This is a genomic window from Bacillus lumedeiriae (genome assembly GCF_044891285.1).
Lineage (GTDB): Bacteria > Bacillota > Bacilli > Bacillales > Domibacillaceae > Pseudobacillus > Pseudobacillus lumedeiriae.
The window spans coordinates 255,322-276,169 of the sequence record NZ_JAUIYO010000002.1 but is presented as its reverse complement, the minus strand read 5'-3'; the positions used below and the strand labels follow the sequence as shown (position 1 = coordinate 276,169).

At 43.0% G+C, this 20,848-nt stretch carries 23 protein-coding genes; all 23 read right to left on the bottom strand.

The window, feature by feature from the left end:
* Nucleotides 1-11 precede the first annotated feature (11 nt).
* Nucleotides 12-452 carry a chemotaxis protein CheW gene (locus tag QYG89_RS04885; RefSeq protein ID WP_404315144.1) on the bottom strand — a complete coding sequence of 147 codons (441 nt, stop codon included), beginning with the start codon at nt 450-452 and terminating at the stop codon, nt 12-14.
* Nucleotides 453-482: 30 nt separating this feature from the next.
* Nucleotides 483-2,513, bottom strand: coding sequence for a chemotaxis protein CheA (locus QYG89_RS04880; protein WP_404315142.1), 2,031 nt, complete (start codon nt 2,511-2,513; stop codon nt 483-485).
* A gap of 16 nt (nt 2,514-2,529) precedes the next feature.
* The gene (locus tag QYG89_RS04875) at nt 2,530-3,633 is read right to left on the bottom strand and encodes a protein-glutamate methylesterase/protein-glutamine glutaminase (protein WP_404315140.1); all 1,104 of its coding nucleotides are present in this window, start codon (nt 3,631-3,633) and stop codon (nt 2,530-2,532) included.
* 1 nt (nt 3,634) lies between these two features.
* Nucleotides 3,635-4,510 (bottom strand): MinD/ParA family protein, encoded by an 876-nt coding sequence (locus QYG89_RS04870; protein ID WP_404315138.1) that lies wholly within the window; start codon nt 4,508-4,510, stop codon nt 3,635-3,637.
* Complete coding sequence (gene flhF / locus QYG89_RS04865) at nt 4,507-5,628, bottom strand: flagellar biosynthesis protein FlhF (RefSeq protein ID WP_404315136.1); 1,122 nt, start codon at nt 5,626-5,628, stop codon at nt 4,507-4,509. The genes QYG89_RS04870 and flhF overlap by 4 nt, the downstream gene beginning before the upstream one ends.
* Nucleotides 5,625-7,661, bottom strand: coding sequence for a flagellar biosynthesis protein FlhA (gene flhA / locus QYG89_RS04860; protein WP_404315134.1), 2,037 nt, complete (start codon nt 7,659-7,661; stop codon nt 5,625-5,627). The genes flhF and flhA overlap by 4 nt, the downstream gene beginning before the upstream one ends.
* A 24-nt stretch (nt 7,662-7,685) precedes the next feature.
* Nucleotides 7,686-8,768: a flagellar biosynthesis protein FlhB gene (gene flhB, locus QYG89_RS04855; RefSeq protein ID WP_404315132.1), complete on the bottom strand. Its 1,083-nt coding sequence runs from the start codon at nt 8,766-8,768 to the stop codon at nt 7,686-7,688.
* Nucleotide 8,769: 1 nt separating this feature from the next.
* Nucleotides 8,770-9,546, bottom strand: coding sequence for a flagellar biosynthetic protein FliR (gene fliR / locus QYG89_RS04850; RefSeq protein WP_404315130.1), 777 nt, complete (start codon nt 9,544-9,546; stop codon nt 8,770-8,772).
* Nucleotides 9,547-9,550: 4 nt separating this feature from the next.
* Nucleotides 9,551-9,820 carry a flagellar biosynthesis protein FliQ gene (fliQ, locus tag QYG89_RS04845; protein WP_404315128.1) on the bottom strand — a complete coding sequence of 90 codons (270 nt, stop codon included), beginning with the start codon at nt 9,818-9,820 and terminating at the stop codon, nt 9,551-9,553.
* A gap of 12 nt (nt 9,821-9,832) precedes the next feature.
* Entirely contained in the window at nt 9,833-10,498 is a 666-nt protein-coding gene (gene fliP, locus QYG89_RS04840) for a flagellar type III secretion system pore protein FliP (protein WP_404315126.1), read from the bottom strand.
* A complete protein-coding gene (gene fliO, locus QYG89_RS04835) occupies nt 10,491-11,177 on the bottom strand; it encodes a flagellar biosynthetic protein FliO (RefSeq protein ID WP_404315124.1) in 687 nt (228 codons plus the stop codon). Before fliO ends, fliP begins: the two co-directional genes overlap by 8 nt.
* Nucleotides 11,178-11,196: 19 nt before the next feature.
* Nucleotides 11,197-11,559, bottom strand: a complete 363-nt coding sequence (locus tag QYG89_RS04830; protein ID WP_404315122.1) for a response regulator — start codon at nt 11,557-11,559, stop codon at nt 11,197-11,199.
* 22 nt (nt 11,560-11,581) lie between these two features.
* A complete protein-coding gene (gene fliY, locus QYG89_RS04825; RefSeq protein ID WP_404315120.1) occupies nt 11,582-12,769 on the bottom strand; it encodes a flagellar motor switch phosphatase FliY in 1,188 nt (395 codons plus the stop codon).
* A complete protein-coding gene (gene fliM, locus QYG89_RS04820; protein WP_404315118.1) occupies nt 12,762-13,763 on the bottom strand; it encodes a flagellar motor switch protein FliM in 1,002 nt (333 codons plus the stop codon). The genes fliY and fliM overlap by 8 nt, the downstream gene beginning before the upstream one ends.
* 32 nt (nt 13,764-13,795) lie before the next feature.
* Nucleotides 13,796-14,248 carry a flagellar basal body-associated protein FliL gene (fliL, locus tag QYG89_RS04815; protein ID WP_404315116.1) on the bottom strand — a complete coding sequence of 151 codons (453 nt, stop codon included), beginning with the start codon at nt 14,246-14,248 and terminating at the stop codon, nt 13,796-13,798.
* Nucleotides 14,238-14,459, bottom strand: coding sequence for a flagellar FlbD family protein (locus QYG89_RS04810; RefSeq protein WP_404315114.1), 222 nt, complete (start codon nt 14,457-14,459; stop codon nt 14,238-14,240). The genes fliL and QYG89_RS04810 overlap by 11 nt, the downstream gene beginning before the upstream one ends.
* Before the next feature lie 63 nt (nt 14,460-14,522).
* Nucleotides 14,523-15,320: a flagellar basal body rod protein FlgG gene (gene flgG, locus QYG89_RS04805; protein ID WP_404315112.1), complete on the bottom strand. Its 798-nt coding sequence runs from the start codon at nt 15,318-15,320 to the stop codon at nt 14,523-14,525.
* A gap of 319 nt (nt 15,321-15,639) precedes the next feature.
* Nucleotides 15,640-16,275, bottom strand: a complete 636-nt coding sequence (gene flgD / locus QYG89_RS04800; protein WP_404315110.1) for a flagellar hook assembly protein FlgD — start codon at nt 16,273-16,275, stop codon at nt 15,640-15,642.
* Nucleotides 16,276-16,282: 7 nt separating this feature from the next.
* Entirely contained in the window at nt 16,283-17,635 is a 1,353-nt protein-coding gene (locus QYG89_RS04795) for a flagellar hook-length control protein FliK (protein WP_404315108.1), read from the bottom strand.
* Nucleotides 17,636-17,676: 41 nt separating this feature from the next.
* A complete protein-coding gene (locus QYG89_RS04790; protein WP_404315106.1) occupies nt 17,677-18,300 on the bottom strand; it encodes a MotE family protein in 624 nt (207 codons plus the stop codon).
* A 9-nt stretch (nt 18,301-18,309) separates the two neighbouring features.
* Nucleotides 18,310-18,753 (bottom strand): flagellar export protein FliJ, encoded by a 444-nt coding sequence (gene fliJ, locus QYG89_RS04785; RefSeq protein ID WP_404315104.1) that lies wholly within the window; start codon nt 18,751-18,753, stop codon nt 18,310-18,312.
* A 5-nt stretch (nt 18,754-18,758) separates the two neighbouring features.
* Nucleotides 18,759-20,078: a flagellar protein export ATPase FliI gene (fliI, locus tag QYG89_RS04780; protein WP_404315102.1), complete on the bottom strand. Its 1,320-nt coding sequence runs from the start codon at nt 20,076-20,078 to the stop codon at nt 18,759-18,761.
* Nucleotides 20,075-20,848 (bottom strand): flagellar assembly protein FliH, encoded by a 774-nt coding sequence (gene fliH / locus QYG89_RS04775; RefSeq protein ID WP_404315636.1) that lies wholly within the window; start codon nt 20,846-20,848, stop codon nt 20,075-20,077. Before fliH ends, fliI begins: the two co-directional genes overlap by 4 nt.

The window sequence follows — 20,848 nt, the reverse complement described above, 5'->3', positions numbered from 1 at the left end:
CACTCCCGCCTCTACTTAAAAACTCTTTCTAAATTTAATAAAATTAATAGCCTTTTCTCCAGTTTTGCCACACCAGTAATATATTCTGCTTCCACTGTACCGGCAATGTCCGGCTGAGGTTCGATCGTGTCTTTTGGAATATCAAGTACGTCATTGGCACTATCTACTACAAGACCGACTTCGATATCACCGGAAGAGGCAATAATAATTCTCGTTTGCTCATCATACTCTTCTTCCGGCAGGCCAAATCGTTTACGCAAATCAATAATCGGAGTAACGACCCCGCGAAGATTAATCACACCCCTAATAAAAGGGACGGTTCCGGGCACACGCGTAATATGCATTAACTTTTCAATCGAATGCACCTGATGGACAGGGAATGCATATTCTTTATCCATTAATTGAAAAGCAATCACTTTGATCATTGACGGAGCTGCTGCTATTTCACTCATTTATTTTCCACTCCTTTTCCCATCCGCTCATTATTTTATTAAAGCATTGCAGTCGACGATTAGAGCCACTTGTCCGTCCCCAAGAATAGTCGCGCCAGAGATAGCAAACACATTAGATAAATAATTGCCGAGCGATTTCAACACGACTTCCTGCTGACCGATAAAGGAGTCCACAACAAGGCCCGCCATTTTATCTCCTTTACGTACAATCACAATGGAATAAAAATCATCCCCTTGATTTTCTCTCGGCACTTCGAATATTTGTTCTAAAAAGACGAGTGGTACAATTTTCCCACGGAAATCAATCACTTGTTGAGTATGGGCGTTTAAGACATCCTCTTTCTTCACAATGGCCGTTTCAATAATAGAGGACAGCGGGATAGCATATTTTTCTTTTTCAATTTCTACAAGCATGACAGAAATAATAGATAATGTCAGCGGCAGCTGAATTAAAAAGACTGACCCTGCTCCTTGTCCTGCTTCAATGCCGATAGATCCGCCAAGAGATTCAATCGTTGTTTTTACGACATCCAACCCGACACCGCGGCCAGAAATATCAGATATCGTATCAGCCGTTGAAAAGCCGGAAGCTAAAATCAATTCGTAAATTTGATTGTCTGACATCGTTCCAGCCTGCTCTTCTGTCACAATACCTTTTGACAATGCCTTGTTCAGTACTTTTTCTTTGTTAATTCCCGCTCCATCATCTTCAATTTCAATAAATACATGATTGCCGCTGTGATAAGCTTTTAGCTTCACCGTGCCCTCTTCCGATTTTCCTTTCGCTTTACGGTCTGCAGGCATTTCTATTCCGTGATCAATGGCGTTCCTGATTAAATGAACGAGCGGATCGCCGATTTCATCAATCACTGTCCGATCCAACTCTGTTTCTGCACCTATAATTTCCAATTTAATTTGCTTATTTAAATCGCGTGCAAGCTGGCGAACCATACGAGGAAAACGATTAAACACAGTCTCCACCGGCACCATGCGCATATTTAGAATAATCGCTTGTAAATCTCCTGAAATTCTTGACATTCTTTCAACCGTTTCATTCAACTCAGGATTATTTAATTCACCCGCAATCTGTTCAAGGCGGCCCCGATCAATCACAAGTTCTTCAAATAAATTCATTAAAATATCAAGCCGTTCAATATTTACGCGGATAGTTTTATTAGAAACTGCTTGCTGTTTCTTCTGTTTTGTCTCTTCTATTTTTTCTATTTTTTCTGTTTTTTTAGGTTCGACGGCCGGTGCAAGGGCTGCCGCTATTTCCTTCGCCGCCTCTTCTGCTTCCAATGGCTGCAGGCTGACTTCCGTAACAGTAACACGCTCCACTTCAGAGACTTTTTTCACTTTGGCTTCAATATCCGAAGCCTGCTCCTGAGTAATCAGCGTTACTGTAAACATCTCATCAAATTGTTCTGCTTCCAGCTGTTCCGTGGAAGGTGTTGATTTAATCACTTCTCCACACTTTTCCAACACTTCAAACACCATAAACACACGGGCTGCTTTTAAGACGCAGTCGCTGCGCAATTCAACGCCAATTTCAAAACAAGTAAAACCTTGCTCTTTGGACTGCTGAATCACTGTGCGTTCAAACTCGTCATATTCAGCGCTCGCATAATCGCCGGAAGGAGCAGCATCCTCTTGTATAGGTGAAGGTGCTTCACTTACCATTTCACCCTTTTCAATTTTCAATAACCTGTCAACAACTTCCGTTACGTCCCGTTTTCCTTCGCCGCCGGAGGCAATGTCATTTACCATGGCTTCTAAATCATCAATGGAAGCGAAAACCACATCCAAAATACCGGGGGAAACTTGAAGTTTGTGGTTGCGAATGGCATCAAGGACATTCTCCATTTTGTGAGTTAAGTTTGCTAAGTCTTCATATCCCATCGTCGCAGACATTCCTTTTAACGTATGAGCAGACCGGAAAATTTCATTGACAATTGCAAGGTCTTCAGGGGTCTTCTCCAATAGCAATAAGTTTTCATTGATGGCCTGCAGATGCTCTTTACTTTCATCAATAAAAATTTCTAAATATTGATTCACTTCCATCAGCCACTCGCCCTTTCTATCTTATATACTTTAAAATATTTTCAGCAATGCGTTCTACGGAAACTGTACAATCAACTAGACGGGTAGCAATAGCGGCTCTTGGCATCCCAAACACCACACATGATTCTTCCGATTCTGCGATCGCCTGTACGCTCTCTGTCTTTGTTTCTTTTAATTTAATGAGACCGTTTGTCCCATCCGATCCCATTCCCGTCATGATCACAGCCACTTTATCTACATCTGTTAGTTGACTAACCGATTTGAACATCACATCAACCGCAGGCCGGTGCCCATTGACAGGCGGTGACTGATCAAGATGCGCTATCAGCGTTTCGCCGGCTTTTTTCACTTTCAAATGATAGTTCCCTGGACAAATATAAGCCGTTCCTTTTTGCAAAATCTCTCCGTCTTCAGCTTCTTTTACGTGAATGGCTGATATGGAATCTAGTCTTTGAGCTAATGATTTTGTAAATCCGGCAGGCATATGCTGGACAACAAGAATAGGTGCGCTTGTATCCTGCGGCAGCTTCGTCAGCACTTGCTGAAGCGCCCGCGGCCCTCCTGTTGAAGTACCAATGACAACGATGCTTTTATCGTTTTTCTTCTTTTTCCCTTTACCGAACGCAGGAACCTTGATTTCTGGATGCTGCTGTTGCTGGTTAACTCTAGCTTCTGCTGTACAGGAAGCAGGATGAACAGACGGCAGGACAGAGCGTAAGTTGGCTTTGCTCGCAGCCAATACTTTTCCGATCAGTTCATCTTTGACTTTGTGCAAATCAAGCGAAATGGTGCCAGAAGGCTTTTCAATGAAGTCGACCGCCCCTTTTTCCATTGCCTGTAATGTTGTTTCGGCTCCCGCACCTGTTAAGCTTGACAACATGACAATGGGAGTAGGCATGTGCTCCATAATATAGCTTAAAGCATCAAGACCATCCATTTCGGGCATTTCTACATCCATTGTAATGACTGCCGGTTTGAACTTCTTAATTTTTCCAATCGCGTCTTTTCCATTTCTCGCAGTCGCTACAACTTCCAATTCAGGATGGGAAGATAAAAACTCGGTAATTAACTTTCGCATAAAGGCCGAGTCATCAACGACAACGACTTTTTTCCCTTTCATTTTAGCCCCTGCCTTTCGCAAAGAAGTAACGAAGCCTAGATATAAAGCTTTTCGGTTCAGACTTATTTGATGAATCCCAGTATCCTTCAGCATATGCTTTCACAGCCGCTCTCAGCGCTTGGGATATGTTTGTATTCGGATAGGCAATAAGAAAGGGGGTTTGTGCAATAACCGCTCTTTTTACAATGTTACTTTCAGGTAAGACCCCTAATTCAAAACTTTCTCTCTGCAAAAACTTTTGAACGGCCTGCCGCAGCCGGTTAACTGCTTCCCTGCCTTCTTTTTCCGATTCCGTCCGGTTACATACTAGATAAAATGTGTTTTCTCCACCGTGAGAATGAATATATTTCATCATAGAATAAGCATCCGTGATCGATGTCGGTTCTGGTGTCGTTACAACTATAATATCGTCTGTCGACATTAGAATATTAAGCGTTTCTTTCGTGGCACCTGCTCCCATGTCAAACAATAAATAATCGTACTGCTGCTGAAGTTCTTCTATCTCATACAGCCACCGATTAAAATGACTGCTGTTCCATTCAACTAACTGGTTGAGACCCGAACCACCCAGAATGTAAGAAACCCCTTCTTTATCCTTGAAAATCAGCTCTTTAAGGGACCGTTCTTGTTCAAAAAAATCAGCGATAGAGCGTCCCCATGCCTGTCCAGTCAATACATGGATGTTCCCCATTCCGATATCCATATCAAATATTAGCACTTTTTTCCCACTACGGGTTAGCTCAATAGCAAAATTTAGTGAAATGTTTGATTTTCCTACTCCGCCTTTTCCGCTCACTACAGCAACCGTTTTGGCCCTGCCTCCTTCGAGACGATTCAGTCTTTGCCGCAATGCTGCTGCTTGATCATTGTGCATCATAAGTGGTCACCCAAAATAATATCAGCTATTTCTTTCGCATTTGGCTGAATCAAATCGTCCGGTACGTTTTGCCCATTCGTTAAGAAAGCTGCTCCTTTACCGTATCGGCACATTACGTTCACAATCGCCCCGCGGCTCGTCGTTTCATCCACTTTCGTGAAAATAAACTGATCAATCGGCACATCAGAAAATTGCTGGATCATTGCATGGATATCCGGCTCCTTGGCAGTAAGGGACACGACTAAATAATTTTTCATTCGATCGAAAGGGATCATCGTTTTTAATTCTTCGATAAATGGTTTTTCCAAATAGTTACGCCCGGCCGTATCAATATAAACTATTTCATACTCTTTAAATTTCTCGATTGCCCGCTTCATTTCAACTGGCTGATAAACAATTTCTACTGGAACTTTCAATAAATCGGCATATGTTTTTAACTGCTCAATGGCTCCGATTCTGTACGTATCTGTTGTAATAAAAGCCGTTTTAAACTTTTGTTCCAGCACACTTCCAGCGGCCATTTTGGCGAGCGTCGTCGTTTTTCCTACTCCAGTCGGCCCTACAATATTAATAAACTTTTTCGAAATGGCCGGCTGCTTGTCTTGAATAGGCTTTATTTTTTCAATGAGCCACTCTCTGCTCCATTCATCCGCGAGCGCTTCACTGACCTGTCCTTTTTCTTCTTTCCATTTATCAAGCAGCTGCTGTTTCAATTCAGAAACAAACTCCTCCGCCACTTCTTGTTTTTGTAATTTTATGATTGGGCGTCTCAGTTCTTCCGGGTAAGTATCCGATGAAAAAGGATCTGCCTTAGAAATCTGTTTAACGATTTCTTTTAACTCATTCAATTCCTTCGTGAGAGCTTCTCCATTATGTTTTTCTTTCTTCAGCTGCAGAGGATGCTCGTTGAAAACAGCTGATTTTTTCAAATGAGGAGCCGTGTGAGGGTTCGGATCAATCGCTGCTACCACTTCTATACTCTTCTTTTTAAATAGGCCGAAAAACCCTCCCGTATACACGGTTTTCGTTTGCAGAAGCACCGCTTGCTCTCCAAGCTCGGCACGAATCTGTTTCATAACTTCAGGCATGGTTGCCGCCGTATATTTTTTTACTTTCAATCTAAACTCACCACCCCTGCACTTTGAACTTCCACGTTCGGTTCCAGCTCATTATAGGATAAAATCGGCAATTGCGGAAAATATCGTTCAGCAAGCTGCCTAATATACATCCGAACGGCCGGTGAACATAAAATAATTGGTGTCTGCTGCATAAAAGATACTTGTTCCACTTGGGCAGCCATTGCTTCTAGTATTCGCTGCGAGTCCATCGGATCAAGCGACAAAAAGTTGCCATGTTCCGTTTGCTGTACATTGTCAGCGATAAGCTTCTCAATTTGTCCTGAAAGCGTAATGACCTTTAACGCTTCTCCTGCCTCTGTGTACTGTCCAGTAATTTGTCTGGCAAGCGCCTGGCGGACATATTCCGTCAGCAAGTCAGTATCAGAAGACATCTTTCCAAAGTCAGCCAGTGTTTCAAAAATAATCGGCAGATTTCTGATCGAGATGTGTTCCTTCAATAATTTAGCGAGCACCTTTTGAACTTCCCCTACTGTCAGCGGATTCGGGGTAACTTCCTCTGCTAAAATAGGATAGGATTCCTTCAAATGATCAATTAACTGCTGTGTTTCCTGACGGCCAAGCAGTTCATGGGCATTCGCTTTAATCACTTCTGTCAAATGAGTAGAAACAACACTCGGGGGATCAACGACCGTATAGCCTAAAATTTCAGCCTGTTCTTTCATTTCCTCCGTAATCCATTTAGCCGGCAGACCGAAAGATGGTTCGATCGTATCAATTCCTTCAATCGTATCATCGTCTTCCCCTGGACTCATTGCCAAATAATGATCGAGCAATAGATCTCCGGAAGCCATGACACTTCCCTTTATCTTAATTCGATATTCATTCGGCTGCAGCTGAATGTTATCCCGAATACGAACAACTGGAATCACAAGTCCGAGTTCAATGGCGAGCTGGCGGCGGATCATCACGACCCGGTCCAGTAAATCCCCTCCCTGTCCTGCATCGGCCAGCGGGATTAATCCGTACCCAAATTCAAATTCGATTGGATCAATATTAAGTAAATTGACCACACTTTCTGCACTTTTCAATTCTTCTGTTTCTACTTCCTCTTCCGCTTGGAACATGTCCACTTCTTCTTTTTTCGGTGGACGCTGAAGCATATAGCCGCCTAAAGCAAGCGCACCGGCAATAGGAATAGTCAGCACATCATTGATCGGTGTAGCGACACCAAGCAAAAAAATCGTGCCAGCTGCTACATAAAGCATCACAGGAAAAGCAAGAAGCTGTGTCATAATGTCTTCTCCAAGGTTTCCTGTAGAAGCCGCTCTCGTGACAACAATACCAGTTGCGGTTGAAATTAAAAGCGCAGGCACCTGGGATACAATTCCGTCCCCTACCGTTAACAGCGAATAACGGGCAGCGGCCTCTGCCATTGGAAGCCCTTGTTGGACGACCCCAATGATCATTCCAAAAATCAAGTTAATAATGACGATAATAATCCCGGCAATGGCGTCCCCTTTGACGAACTTCGTTGCCCCATCCATCGCCCCGTAAAAATCGGATTCGCGGCTTACTTTTTCCCGCCGTTCTCTCGCTTCTTGTTCAGAAATCATACCTGCATTCAAGTCCGCATCAATACTCATTTGTTTTCCCGGCATAGCATCCAGCGTAAAACGGGCAGCTACTTCAGATACCCGTTCCGACCCTTTCGTAATGACCACGAATTGAATAATAATCAAAATAAGGAATACAACCATTCCCACAATAATATTCCCGCCGACGACAAACGTTCCAAATGTCTCGACAACGCCGCCAGCCTCGCCTTTACTTAAAATTGAACGCGTTGTCGACACATTTAGCCCGAGACGGAATAACGTCAATAACAAAAGTAAAGACGGGAAAACGGAAAACTCCAGCGCTTCTCTCATATTCATCGAAATGAGCAGCACTAAAAGAGCAAGAGAAATATTTATTATAATTAGTACACTCAACAGCCATGATGGCAGCGGAACAATCAGCATCGCAACGATTAAAATCACACTTAGCAATACGGAGATGTCTCTTGCTTTCATTTCTTTCTCTCCTAACAACAAAACTTACAATTTATTTTTTATACGGTACACATAAGCTAAAATTTCAGCCACCGCTTTAAAAAACTCTTCAGGAATAGGCTGGCCCACTTCCACCTGATCATAAAGAGCTCTTGCCAACGGCCTGTTTTCAATCAATTCCACTTCGTTTTCACCAGCAACATATTTAATTTTTTGCGCCAGATAATCGACACCTTTAGCGACGACCATAGGAGCATCTGACTGCTTTTCATCGTATTTCAAAGCAATGGCATAATGAGTGGGGTTTGTAATGACCACGTCGGCCTGCGGTACTTCCTGCATCATCCGGCTCATCGCCATTTCCCGCTGACGCTGCTTAATTTTTGATTTAATGAGCGGATCGCCCTCAATGTTTTTATACTCATCTTTAATATCCTGCTTCGACATTCGGATACTTTTTTCAAAGTCATACTTTTGGTATAAAAAATCGAGTAACGCTAAAAAAAGAAGCGCTCCTGAAGCGGCTGCTCCCATTTGCAGAGTCAGCATGCCGACCGTCCCCAATGCATCATTGATCGACTTGAACGATAACTTCAATACTTCTTCAATGTTAGACCAGAGAATAAAAAAGGTAATGGCACCTACAAATGAAATCTTTAACATGGATTTCAGCAGCTCCACAAGTGCTCGGACAGCAAAAATCCGTTTGAATCCTTTAATAGGATCCAGCTTCTCAAGCTTTGGTTTGAGCGGTTCTCCAGTCAGTAAAAAACCAACCTGAAAATAATTAGCTGTTACCCCTGCTAAAAGTGCAATTAGCATAACAGGGCCTAGTATGTAGATCAATTGTTCCATGATTTCAAGAACAATCACTTTCAAATTTGATTCTGTTACAGGCATGACTAGATAATATTGCAGAGAATGTTGAAACAAATGAACAATACTTTTGCCGATAAATGAAGCGCCGATAAATAAGAACCCGAACAGAGCTAATAAACTAATGGCCGTTGTGACATCCTGACTTTTTGCCACTTGGCCTTTTTTACGGGAATCTTGCCGTTTTTTCGGAGTTGCTTTCTCTGTTTTTTCTCCAGCGAAAAACTGAAGATCCAGCTGCCAGTTCTCCACTTTACGCCCCCCCCATCAGCGCCATCACATCGCGCATCGTATACAGCATCATTTCAAACAGCTTTTGAACGACTGTCAACATCACTCCTAGGACGACCGTCATGACGAGAAAGGCCACACCAATTTTAAGAGGAAAGCCGACAACAAAAATATTGAGCTGCGGAACCGTTCTCGCGACAATTCCTAGTGCCACATCGACTAAAAATAAAGCAGCAACAACTGGCATCGCCATTTGGAAAGCGATTAAGAACATTGAACCAAAGGCGCGGCTCATATATTCAGCAAGGCGGCCGTTTTCGAAATGAAGTGACAGCTGATCGACAGGAATATATTGATAACTGTAAAAGATGCCGTCCAAGATGAGGTGGTGGCCGTTTAATGCCAGCAGCATCAATAAAGAAAACATATACAGATATTGCCCCATCAGCGGACTTTGCGCTCCCGTTTGCGGATCGATAACATTCGCAATGGCAAACCCCATTTGAAAGTCAATCAATCCTCCCGCGATTTGGATAGCGGCGATCACTATATATGCCGACAGACCGATAAGCAGCCCGACAATCGCTTCTTTTAAAATGAGTAAAAAATACTCTCCGTCAACCTCAAGCGGAGCGGCATCGATCGTATAATACATCATCCAGGACAACAAAACGGCGAAACCAATTCGATGCATAGCGGGAATCGTCCGGTGAGAAAACAGCGGCATCGTCACAAAAAAAGCAGAAACACGGACGATAATTAATAATAAAACGGACAAATTGGGTACGATCTCTTCCATTCCATCAACCTACAAATCTCGTTAAATTCGTAAAAATATCAAACGTATAGGAAAGTATTTTACTCAGCATCCATGGTCCAAAGAAAATCAAGCCAATTAATACAGCGACAATCTTTGGAATGAAAGCAAGCGTCTGTTCTTGAATTTGTGTCGTTGCCTGAAAAATACTGACCGCAAGACCAACGACAAGGGCGACAATCAAAAGCGGTCCACAAATAATGAGAGTTGTATAGACGCCTTTCTCGGCTAAGGAGATTACCATTTCTGAATTCATTGTTACACCTACTTAAAAGCTTTTCAGCAAAGATTCAATGACTAAATACCAGCCATCTACAAGAACAAACAACAAGATTTTAAAGGGGAGGGAAATCATAACCGGCGGGAGCATCATCATCCCCATCGACATAAGAATGCTGGCAACGACCATATCAATGACGAGAAACGGAATAAAAATCATAAAGCCGATTTGAAACGCTGTTTTTATTTCACTTAGAGCAAAAGCCGGCACTAAGGAAGTAAGTGGAATGTCTTCCACCGTTTTTGGGCGTTCAGCCCCTGAATAATTTAAAAATAAGTCCAAATCCTTCTGCCTTGTATGTTCACTCATAAAATCCTTTAACGGAATACTTGCTTTGTCATATGCCTGCTCTAGATTGATTTCTTCATTAAACAATGGCGTCAGCGCTTCATCGTTTATTTCTTGAAAGACAGGCGCCATAATAAAAAAGGTCAAAAACAAAGCGAGACCGATCAATACCTGCGTGGGCGGCATCTGCTGTGTCGCCAGCGCTGATCTGACGAATGAGAGCACAATAATGATACGTGTAAAACACGTCATTAAAATCAAGATACTCGGAGCGAGCGATAAGACCGTCAACAGGAGGAAAAGCTTAACAGACGTCGACACTTGATCGGGAGCGCTTTGATTAAAAAACTCCATAAACTCATTCATTACGCTTCTTCTCCTCGCTGCTCATTTTCGAAATCATCTGCTTTCTTGACTGTTTGATCTCACCTAATTGCCTCTCAAACATTTGTTTAAATTGATCTTGTTTTTCAACATTTTGTGTTTCTTTGCTTTTCCACTTGCTGATCAGTTTTGTAATAACGTCCTGCGGCTGAAGCATTTGATCCATTTGATGACTGTAATGCTCGATAAATCTAGTCAATTCCTGTTCATCATCAATTTCTTTAATCAATTGAATGTTTTCGCCGACACCGAGCACTAATACCCGATCACCGACTTTGACGATCTGAAGCGACCGATTGCCGCCAAGCGGCGAGCCGCCTAAATGCTGAATCATTTTAGATTGCTGATAAGAGCGGCTTTTCTGGTTGACGAAGCGCAATAAAAAATAAATAAGGGCAAGGACAAAGGCAAGCGCTCCTATCATTTTGATAAAATCCCAGATCGTGACGCCCACTGCTCTTTCTTCTGTTCGTTGCTGACTTTGGCCGTCCGGCTCTTCCTTCTTCGTTTTTCCTGTTTCCTGCCCGCATTGATCGGGGCTCTCTAAACAGTCTTTCACATTATTATTAAATGGCTCTGCTTGGGCAACAGAGAAATTGCCTGCAAACAGAGCCATGCTGAAGAGGATGAAAGCGAAAGGCTTAAAAAGTTGTTTAATCAAAGAACGCACCTTCTTAAGCTTATGCTAATGTTTTTGAGATTGCTTCAATGACACGGTCCGGCTGGAACGGCTTTACGATAAAGTCTTTAGCTCCTGCTTGAATCGCGTCAATGACCATCGATTGCTGGCCCATAGCGGAACACATGATGATTTTCGCGTTTGGATCATCCGCCTTAATTTCTTTCAAAGCAGAAATGCCGTCTTTTTCAGGCATTGTAATATCCATTGTCACTAAATCCGGCTTCAATTCTTTATATTTTTCAACCGCCTGAGCACCGTCAGCTGCTTCTCCTACGACATCAAAACCATTTTTAGTTAAAATATCTTTAATCATCATACGCATAAATGCCGCATCATCTACGACTAGAATACGATTTCCCATTGTTACTAACCCCCTGAATAAATTAGTTTAATTTTTTTAAACGGTCGCCCTGACTTAAAATATCTGTAATCCGAACGCCGAAGTTTTCTTCAATGACAACAACCTCGCCTTTAGCAACCAGGCGGCTGTTTACGAGAATATCAACAGGTTCTCCAGCCAGCTTGTCAAGTTCGATAATCGATCCGGCTGATAAGTCCAGAATGTCTTTTACAGACCGATTTGTTCTCCCAAGCTCTACCGTCACCTGAAGCGGGATATCTAAAAGCATGTTTAAATTCCGCGCTTCGTGTTCCTGCAGCGGTGCCCGTTCAAAGGAAGCAAAAGAAGCAGGCTGAACATTCACAGCCGGCTGTGGCGGCGGTGTGCTGACTGATTGATATTGAGGCTGAGGTTCCTGATACATCCCCTGTACGGCTGCTGCGGCCTGCGGTTCAGCTGGCTGCGGCTGCTCATGAACAACAGCTGTTGGAGCGGCTGGCTGTGCTGCTCCCGCTGTCTCTTGTTCCGCTATCGATGGATTCATTAACTCGTATACTAGTTCTTTAGCAAACTCAAGTGGGACAAGCTGCATAATATTCGAGTCAATTAAATCTCCGATCGTTAAACGGAATGAAATCTTGACGAGCAGCTCTTGTTTATTCAGCTTTTCTTCCCCTTTGCCTAAGTATAGGTCCATTAAGGCAATAGACGGTGGTGAAATATCAACTCTTTTATTAAAAATCGTCGACATAGACGTAGCTGCCGAACCCATCATTTGATTCATTGCTTCTTGGACCGCACTGAGCTGAATTTCGCCTAATGTTGGATCCGGATTCGTGCCGTCGCCGCCAAGCATTAAATCTGCGATAATGGCCGCATCTGTTTGTTTAATAACGAGCAAATTTGTCGCACTCGTAAAACCTTCCGTATATTCCACTTCAATCGCTACGTAAGGATGCGGGAACTCATCTTTTAAGTTTTGACGGTGTATAATAGTCACTGTTGGAGTTGTAATTTCTACTTTTTGATTTAACAAGCTGGAAAGTGCTGTCGCCGAGCTGCCAAAGGAAATGTTGCCGATTTCACCGAGGGTATCTTGTTCAAAAGCATCTAAATACATCCCTGTCTCTACTTCAGCCGTTTCCTTCACTTCTTCACTTTCTTCATTGTTATCTGCCGTGCCTCTTAACAAAGCATCAATTTCTTCTTGAGAAAGCATGCCGTCACTCATACTCTTCGTCTCCCCCCTTAAAATCATCTAAAATTTGCACTGCCATTTTTTTATTCATTTTTCCCGGCTGTGCAATAAATTTTGGCACATCGCCAACTTTTACAATTAACGGCTCATCAATACTCTTTTCAAGTTCAATAACATCACCGTTAGCAAGAGCTAGGAAATCTTCTATCGTAATCGTTGCGCCGCCAAGTTCCGACACAACAGAAACTTCTGCTTTTTGAATTCGATTTTGTAAATTCTCTACTTCTTCCGGTTTTCTTTCTTTTCTATCCGGATTTTGCATCCAATAATGAACCGAAAGCTGTGGAATAATCGGCTCTAAAACGACGTGGGGAATACAAATGTTAATCATTCCCGTCGTTTCGCCAATAGTCGTATCTAATGATATCACAACTACCGTTTCATTCGGAGATACCATCTGCAAAAATTGGGGGTTTACTTCAAAATTTGTCATAAGCGGATCAATTTCTACAAGATTCACCCAAGCTTCACGGTAATTTTCAAATGCCCGTTCAAACACATTGGACATGATCTTCGTTTCGATTTCTGTCAATCCTTCCACATGGTTCACACTTTCCCCGCGGCCGCCGAGCAATCTGTCTAAAACAGCGTAGGCGATATTCGGATTGACTTCCATTAAAACATGGCCGTCAAGCGGAGGAACTTCAAATACGTTCAACACCGTCATATTTGGGATAGAACGAATAAATTCCTCATAAGGAACTTGATCCGTTGATGCGACTGAAATTTGAACGAATGTTCGAAGCTGGGCCGAGAAAAAGGTCGTTAAGATGCGGGCAAAGTTGTCATGCATCCGTGTTAAACTGCGGATTTGATCTTTAGAAAACCGCAGCGCTCTTTTAAAGTCGTAAACTTTTACTTTTTTCTCCTGCTCCGCTTTTTTCAGTTCATCCGCATCCATCTCCCCTGTCGATAGGGCAGACAATAAAGCATCTATTTCGTTTTGCGATAAAACCTCTCCTGACATGCTGCCACCTCCGTCAAATAGATTGTTCCGTATTATTGAATAATATAAGAGGTGATATAAACGTCCAGCACTTTGCCATCTTGCATAATTTCATTCAACTGATCTTTCAGCTGACTCGTCAATTGTTCTTTGCCCTTCTTGCCTTTTAAGTCTTGCGATTTCATTTCAGACAACTCTTCAATGATAATGTTCTTTGCCTGAAAATCACGCTTCGTCAATTCCTCTTTTGCTTTTTTGCTGTCTGTCTGAATTTTGAACGAGATGCGGATATATTCATCCGAGGCGAGATTCGTTGTCATCTCTGGAATGTCTACTGACGATTCAATGACTTCGTCAATACTCGGTGCTCCAGCGCTTCCTTCTTTAGAAGACTTTAAAATGATGATAACCGCCGTTGTACCGATCAATAAAATAACCGTCATGATGACAAACATAATCGTCAGCAGCTTATTGCTGCTCTTCCCAGACTTCGCTTCAGTCTCCATTCTCTCTCTCTCCTTGCTCCAATTTCCCTAACACATGCACCCGGCGGTAAAACGCCTCTATTAGCTTCCTCACTTCCGCCTCCGATTCGCGGACGAGGTACTTCTTCCCATTGGAAAGCGTAATCGTCGTATCTGGGAAACTCTCAATCGTTTCAATATAAAGGGCATTCAGCGAAAAAGACTTGCCGTTTAACCTAGTCACAGTGATCAATCTATTTTCAGGGCTGAAGCAGAAGCCTCACCCCTGACACCCCCTTTATCTACGAATCAATCATTAACGTTTCAAGTTTACAAGCTCCTGCAAAATCTCATCCGACGTCGTAATAATCCGCGTATTCGCCTGGAACCCGCGCTGCGCCACGATCATCTCCGTGAACTCTTCGGAGAGATCAACGTTGGACATTTCGAGTGTGCCGGCGACGATTTTGCCCGCTCCACCTGCACCGGGATCTGATAATACTGGTGTACCAGAGTTATTAGTAGATATGAACATATTACTCCCAACTTTCTCCAAACCATCAGGATTGGGAAACTTAGCAATTTGTACTTTCCCTCCTGTTAATGTTCCACCTACAACTGAAATACTTCCATCAGCCCCAATACTGAAACTTTGGGTATCTGTTGAAATATTAATTTTCTTATTAGCACCACTACCAGTAGCACCTTGTAAATAATAACCATCACTGTTAACAATATCGCCATTAACATCAAGATAAAAGTTACCTGACCTTGTGTATAAGGTGTCGCCTGTATTATTTTTAAGTACAAAGAAACCGTCTCCCGAAATTCCTAAATCTAATGGTCTTGCAGTAGTCTGTAAGCTTCCTTGGGTATGAAGCGTATCTATGGTACTAATTTGAGAACCTAATCCCACTTGTTTAGGATTCGTTCCACCTAATCCCCCAGCAGCCGCACTAGCCCCCGAAATCTGCTGACTCACCATATCCTTAAAAGTAACCCGTCCTTTTTTAAAGCCGAATGTGTTAACGTTGGCGATGTTGTTGCCGATCACGTCTAGTTTATTTTGAAAGCCTTTCATGCCGCTGATTCCTGAGTACATTGAACGTAGCATTGATTTCTTTCCCCTTTCGAATGAACCTGATCCGTGAAATTCAGGCCGTTAGTTTTCTATCGAAAAATCCATTGATTTATTTTTTCATTATATCGGGTATTCTGTCTGTTTTATCCGGTCTATTTTGTGACAGTTGCACATTTTATCGAAAAAAGTCATAGATTATTCAAATTGTAGACTCTCTCAGACCTTCAGGCTGATTGAAAACGTTTGTCTTTCAAGGCGCGAAGCCTGGTGAGGAGCGGAGTGACCAGAAGGGTCATGAGCACCGCAGACAGGCGAGAATCGAAGAAAGCGAGCGTTTGTCAACAGACTGAGTTTATTTTTCAATTTTTGTCAAAGAAGAAGAACTGATTTTTTCACCGTTATCAAGTTGAAGCCAAATTGTGCCGTCTTTCATGGAAACAGATTGGACAGTAGCCGTTTGGTCCGTTCCATCTTTACTCCAAGTGACTTTATGCCCAATTAAATGACTCGCTTCAACGAGCGAATGGCCGCCGCCGGTTGTGCCGCCTTTCACTTCAGAAATGTTGGCCGGTTCAAGAATCGTACCGTCTGCCATGACAAATTGAACACCATTGCCTTTAAACTGGACAGATGTAATTGTTCCCGTTCCTGTCTGCACGACCGGTTCAGCATTCGGGTCGCTGTTTTCTACAATTTTATGCCAAGTCACTTCTTTGCCGACAAAGGAATTATAGCTGATCATCTGTGTAGCTTGCTGCATTTGCAGAAACTGATCGAAAGACGAGGCCATGTTCGTCATTTGTTCAAGGGACGAAAACGTCGCCATCTGTGCAATAAAGTCTTTATCTTCCATCGGGCTGAGCGGGTCCTGGTTTTGCAGCTGCGTCATTAAAATCTTTAAAAACTCATCTTTTCCAAGCGCACTATTTCCGGTTCTCGGCTGTTTTTGATAGTTTTCTAAATATAAGCCCGGATCAATTTTAGCCATGTACTGTTTAAACCTCCATATTGATTAATAAGTCTTGAAAGTTTTCTGTTGGCTCTTCAGCTGAGTCGGCCGCATCAGCCGTTTCCTCTCCCCGCTGATGTTGGCGGGACTGATGCTGTTGTTGCTGGCGGTCAAATTTTTGCGTGTCTGGCTGGCTAAATGTCAACTCGATTTTATCGACGGCTACATTTTGCTGGGTGAAGGCGTGCTTTAAGCTGCTCATGTTTTGTTCAAGCAGCTCCTTCACTGCAGATGTCGAAGAAAGAATCCTAGCAGTCATAACGCCATTTTGCTGCAGCAGTTCAATACGCAGACTGCCGAGCTGCTCTGGATAAAGTCTAAGCAGCAGCTTCGTTCCATTCGGTGTTTTCATTACGTTCGAATTCCCGAGAATTTGTGAAAACTTCTCGATAAACTGTTCCATATTCATCGGCCGCGGATTCGTCCCAACGATCATAGAAAACGTTTCTGTCCGTCCGAAGGGATGAAAAAATGGCGGCAGCTGTACTGTATTTTCTTTTCCCGATGTTATAGAGGAGACATTCTGACTGGTTACTCCGTCGACAGCTGCCCCTTGCAGAATCGCTTTCGTACTGTGCTCAGCCTTTAGTCCAGCTGCTGCAGGCTGCAGAAAATTTTGAAACGCTTTTTGTAAAATGACTGCCCGATTGTCTGTCGGCGGCTGAGACAAAAATTGGTCCAGTTTTCCTGCTATTTCTTTCATCAACGCTTTTACGGCTGTTTGCAGAGGCACGTCTTTCACGTTCTGATCTGCTCTCCCGCTAAACAATTCCCAAAGCTTCCCGGCCTGTAAAATGGTTTGGACTGTTTTTTCATCAAGCTTCATCCACTCTTGTTGGGGAGGAGATGCCAATAGTTGAAGCACCTGAAGCAAGGCTGTCAGATCTCCGTTTTTATCCTGTTCAACAGCAGAAAAAGATTCTTCAACTGCCGGTTTGGGGTGACTCGTATCCGTGGAAACCGTCATTTTACCTTCATCTATTAAAATAGTAAGCTGTTCACCAAGTTTGTTTATCATTTGCCTTAACTGTTCTGTGCTCATTCCGAGAAAAGCAGCGAGTTCTTCAAATGAAGGCTGTTTTCCATCGGCCATCCACTCTTTTGCGATCATTTGAACTGCTCCCGGTATGTTCGGCACGTCTTCTATCATACTCGCTTCAACGAGCTGCTTTTCCAGCATGAGCCGCTCCTGTGCCGGATGGGACGTTGTTTCTTCAAAAGACACACCGCTTTGTCCAGTAAGGATCGATTTAAAATCTGAACCTAAAGCAGCCGGCTGTTTTCCATCGGCCTGCTTCACATTCGTCTGGGCTGGGAGCGCATTTACCAATTGCATCATGACCTTGCCATCCCCTTGATCTTATAATTACCGTTATCTCCTTATTGCTGGAATGAGCCAGAAAGTAATTTCGTATATTTTGCGGCTTTTTCAGGTGGCAGCTTCTCTAATATGTCCGCTTGCTTCTCTGTGCTCATTTCCGCTAAAATTTGTATCGCTTCATTATCAGATAAATTGACTAAAATATGAGCGATGTTTTTTGGAGACATCGATTCGTATGTATTGATTAACTTGTTGTCTTGTGTGTTTTCCTTAACGGCTGTTTCTTCTTGTTTTTTCAGCTGCTCAATTTCCAATTGCAGACGATCTTTTTCTGTTAACAGTTCCTCTACCTTCGCGGCGGATGTTTCCAGCTTCTTTTCAAGCTGTTCAATTTTTGCTTCTTTATTTTTTATTTCCGCTTGCAGGGAAATTACTTTTTCCTTGTCTGTTTTCGCATCTTCAACGGCTCCTCCACTGCCCATCATATTCGAAACGATCGGAATATCCTCTCCCCACTCTTTTGCTTTTTCGAATATATTAACACCGGCCACTGTCATAACGATTAATGCAATCGTGATGGCAAACAGCAATGGAATGACGAGAACAAAAAGAATCCATTGAAAGACACCATATCCTTTTTCTTCTTCCACTTCCACGAATTCTTTTTTCATTTTCTTTGCCAAGTCCCTCACCTATTTTCCGCGGTTCATAAATTGAATAGCTGAAATTTCGTCCATTTGCTTATTTTCATCTTCTAATAAGCCTGCTTTAAATCTTGCAAAATCTTTTTCTTTCATTTTCTCATATTTTTTTACTTCTATATTTCTCTCCTGCAGCTGCTGCTCACACCACTGCATTTTGCTGCGGGCATTGATCACAACTTGCTGCTGGTATCGGATCATTTCCTCAAGGTTAGAAACAAAGAGCTGATAATGCTGGATTTCATGGATGGAAAAGCCGCTGACCATTTTCGTTTCTTGAAAATCAATCAGCCCCTCTTTTTTCTTTAAAAGGGTGTACAGTTTTTCGGCGGCTTCTTCAAAGTTTTTCAGCGCTTCATTGTAAACGGTCTGCGTTTCTTCCTTTTCCCGTTCCCGCAGTTGCAATATTTTTTGAAACTTATAATTGTATGCCACGTTTATCACGTCCCTTTTTCAGCTAACCCAATCAGTGATGCTACACTTTCCTCCAGTGTTACTTTTTCATCTGTCCGCTGTTTTAAATAAGAAATAATTTTCGGATAATAGTCAATCGCACGGTCAATTTCTGGGGAGGACCCCTTTTTGTATGCGCCGATATTAATTAAATCTTCAGAGTTTAAATATGTACTCATCATCTCTCTCACTCTAATAGCTGCCTGCTTATGCTCTTCGGAAGCCAAATGACTCATTAACCGGCTGACGCTTTTTAACACATTAATTGCCGGATATTGTCCTTTGTTGGCAAGCGCACGATCAAGCACAATATGACCATCAAGAATTCCCCTGACGGCATCAGCGATCGGTTCATTCATATCGTCACCATCAACGAGCACTGTATAAAAAGCTGTAATGGTTCCGAGCGCATTCGTTCCTGTGCGCTCTAGTAATTTAGGCAGGATCGCAAATACAGAAGGCGTATATCCCTTCGTCGCCGGCGGTTCCCCAACAGCAAGTCCAACTTCCCGCTGCGCCATCGCTACCCTCGTCACAGAATCCATCATAAGCATAACGTTTAATCCTTTGTCTCTGAAGTATTCAGCGATCGCTGTTGCAGTGAATGCCCCTTTAATTCTCATTAAAGCAGGCTGATCCGATGTTGCGGCTACAACAATCGACCGGGCTCGTCCTTCCGGCCCAAGGTCACGTTCAATAAACTCTCTTACTTCCCGGCCGCGTTCACCAATTAAAGCGATAACATTCAAGTCCGCTTTCGTATTGCGGGCGATCATGCCAAGCAATGTACTTTTACCTACACCGCTCCCTGCAAAAATTCCGATCCGCTGGCCTTTACCAACCGTCAGCATGCTGTCAATTGCCCGCACACCTACTTCGAGTCGTTCATCGATTGGCGGCCGGCTGAGAGGATTGGGCGGACTTTGCTCTGTATCAACAGGAGTGAGTGTTTTCGGCAGTGAAGAACCATCCATCGGCTCCCCCATTGAGTCTACTACTTTTCCGATTAACGAAGGGCCGACTTTTATCGTCAGCGAACGGCCTAAAGATTCCACCAGGCTTCCCGGCGAAATATCGCTGATGTCCCCGTAAGGCATGAGGACGACCATTTCGTCTTTAAAGCCAATCACTTCCGCCCGAATCGCCTTCTCTTTCGGAGAACCATTCGGGTAGATAAAGCAAACGTCACCAATGGATGATTCCGGCCCTTGGGATTCAATCATTAACCCGACTACCCGCTTAATTCGGCCATAACGTTTATATGTATCAAGGCTGTCAATTTGTTGAATGAGCTTGGTTAGCTTCAATTCTCTTCACCTTCAAGGAGTTCAAATAGTTGTTTTCTCAGTTGCTGCAGCTGGCTGTCCAATCCTACTTCAATTCGGCCATGGCTCGTTTCGATGTAGCACCCTTCCTCCTCCAGCTTTTCATTTGGATAAATGTAGCATAAAGTGTCGATTGGAAAGATCGCATCTATTTCTTCTTTTTGACTAACAACTAACGAATAATGAGATGGATGAACATGAATTTGAATTTCTTTTTGATCGGGCATATCTTTTAACGCCTGCTTGATCATTGCCAGAAAGAACTGTTCGTTTTCATTAAACTTTTCACCAATGATTTTTTCAGCTGACTTCAACGCTAAATCTAAAATCGTCTGATCTGCCCGCTGAATGTTCATTTCATACTCTTCTTTCGAGGAAGCAACCGTCTCTTTTGCCATTTCAATCAGTTCGATATAATCGCCGTAGCCGGCTTCATGTCCTTGTTGTTGGCCAGCTAGGAACCCTTCCTCATGCGCTTGTTCCACTAATGCCTGCTTCTCTGTTTCCCATAATTGTTTTTTTTCTTCTATTTCCTGTTCCATTTCTTGACGATATCGTTCCGCCTGCTCCATAATAAACCGTGCTTGAGCTTCAGCCTCTTCTATAATCTTTTTCTTTTCTTCTTCGAAATAAATGGCTTGAGCAGATGCGGTCTCCTCATGGTCAGATAACTGCACTGGCGGATGAAACAATTTTATGTGGATCGCGCGGTCTGCTTCTAGGGCACTTTCCGTTCGATAAGATTTGATCAC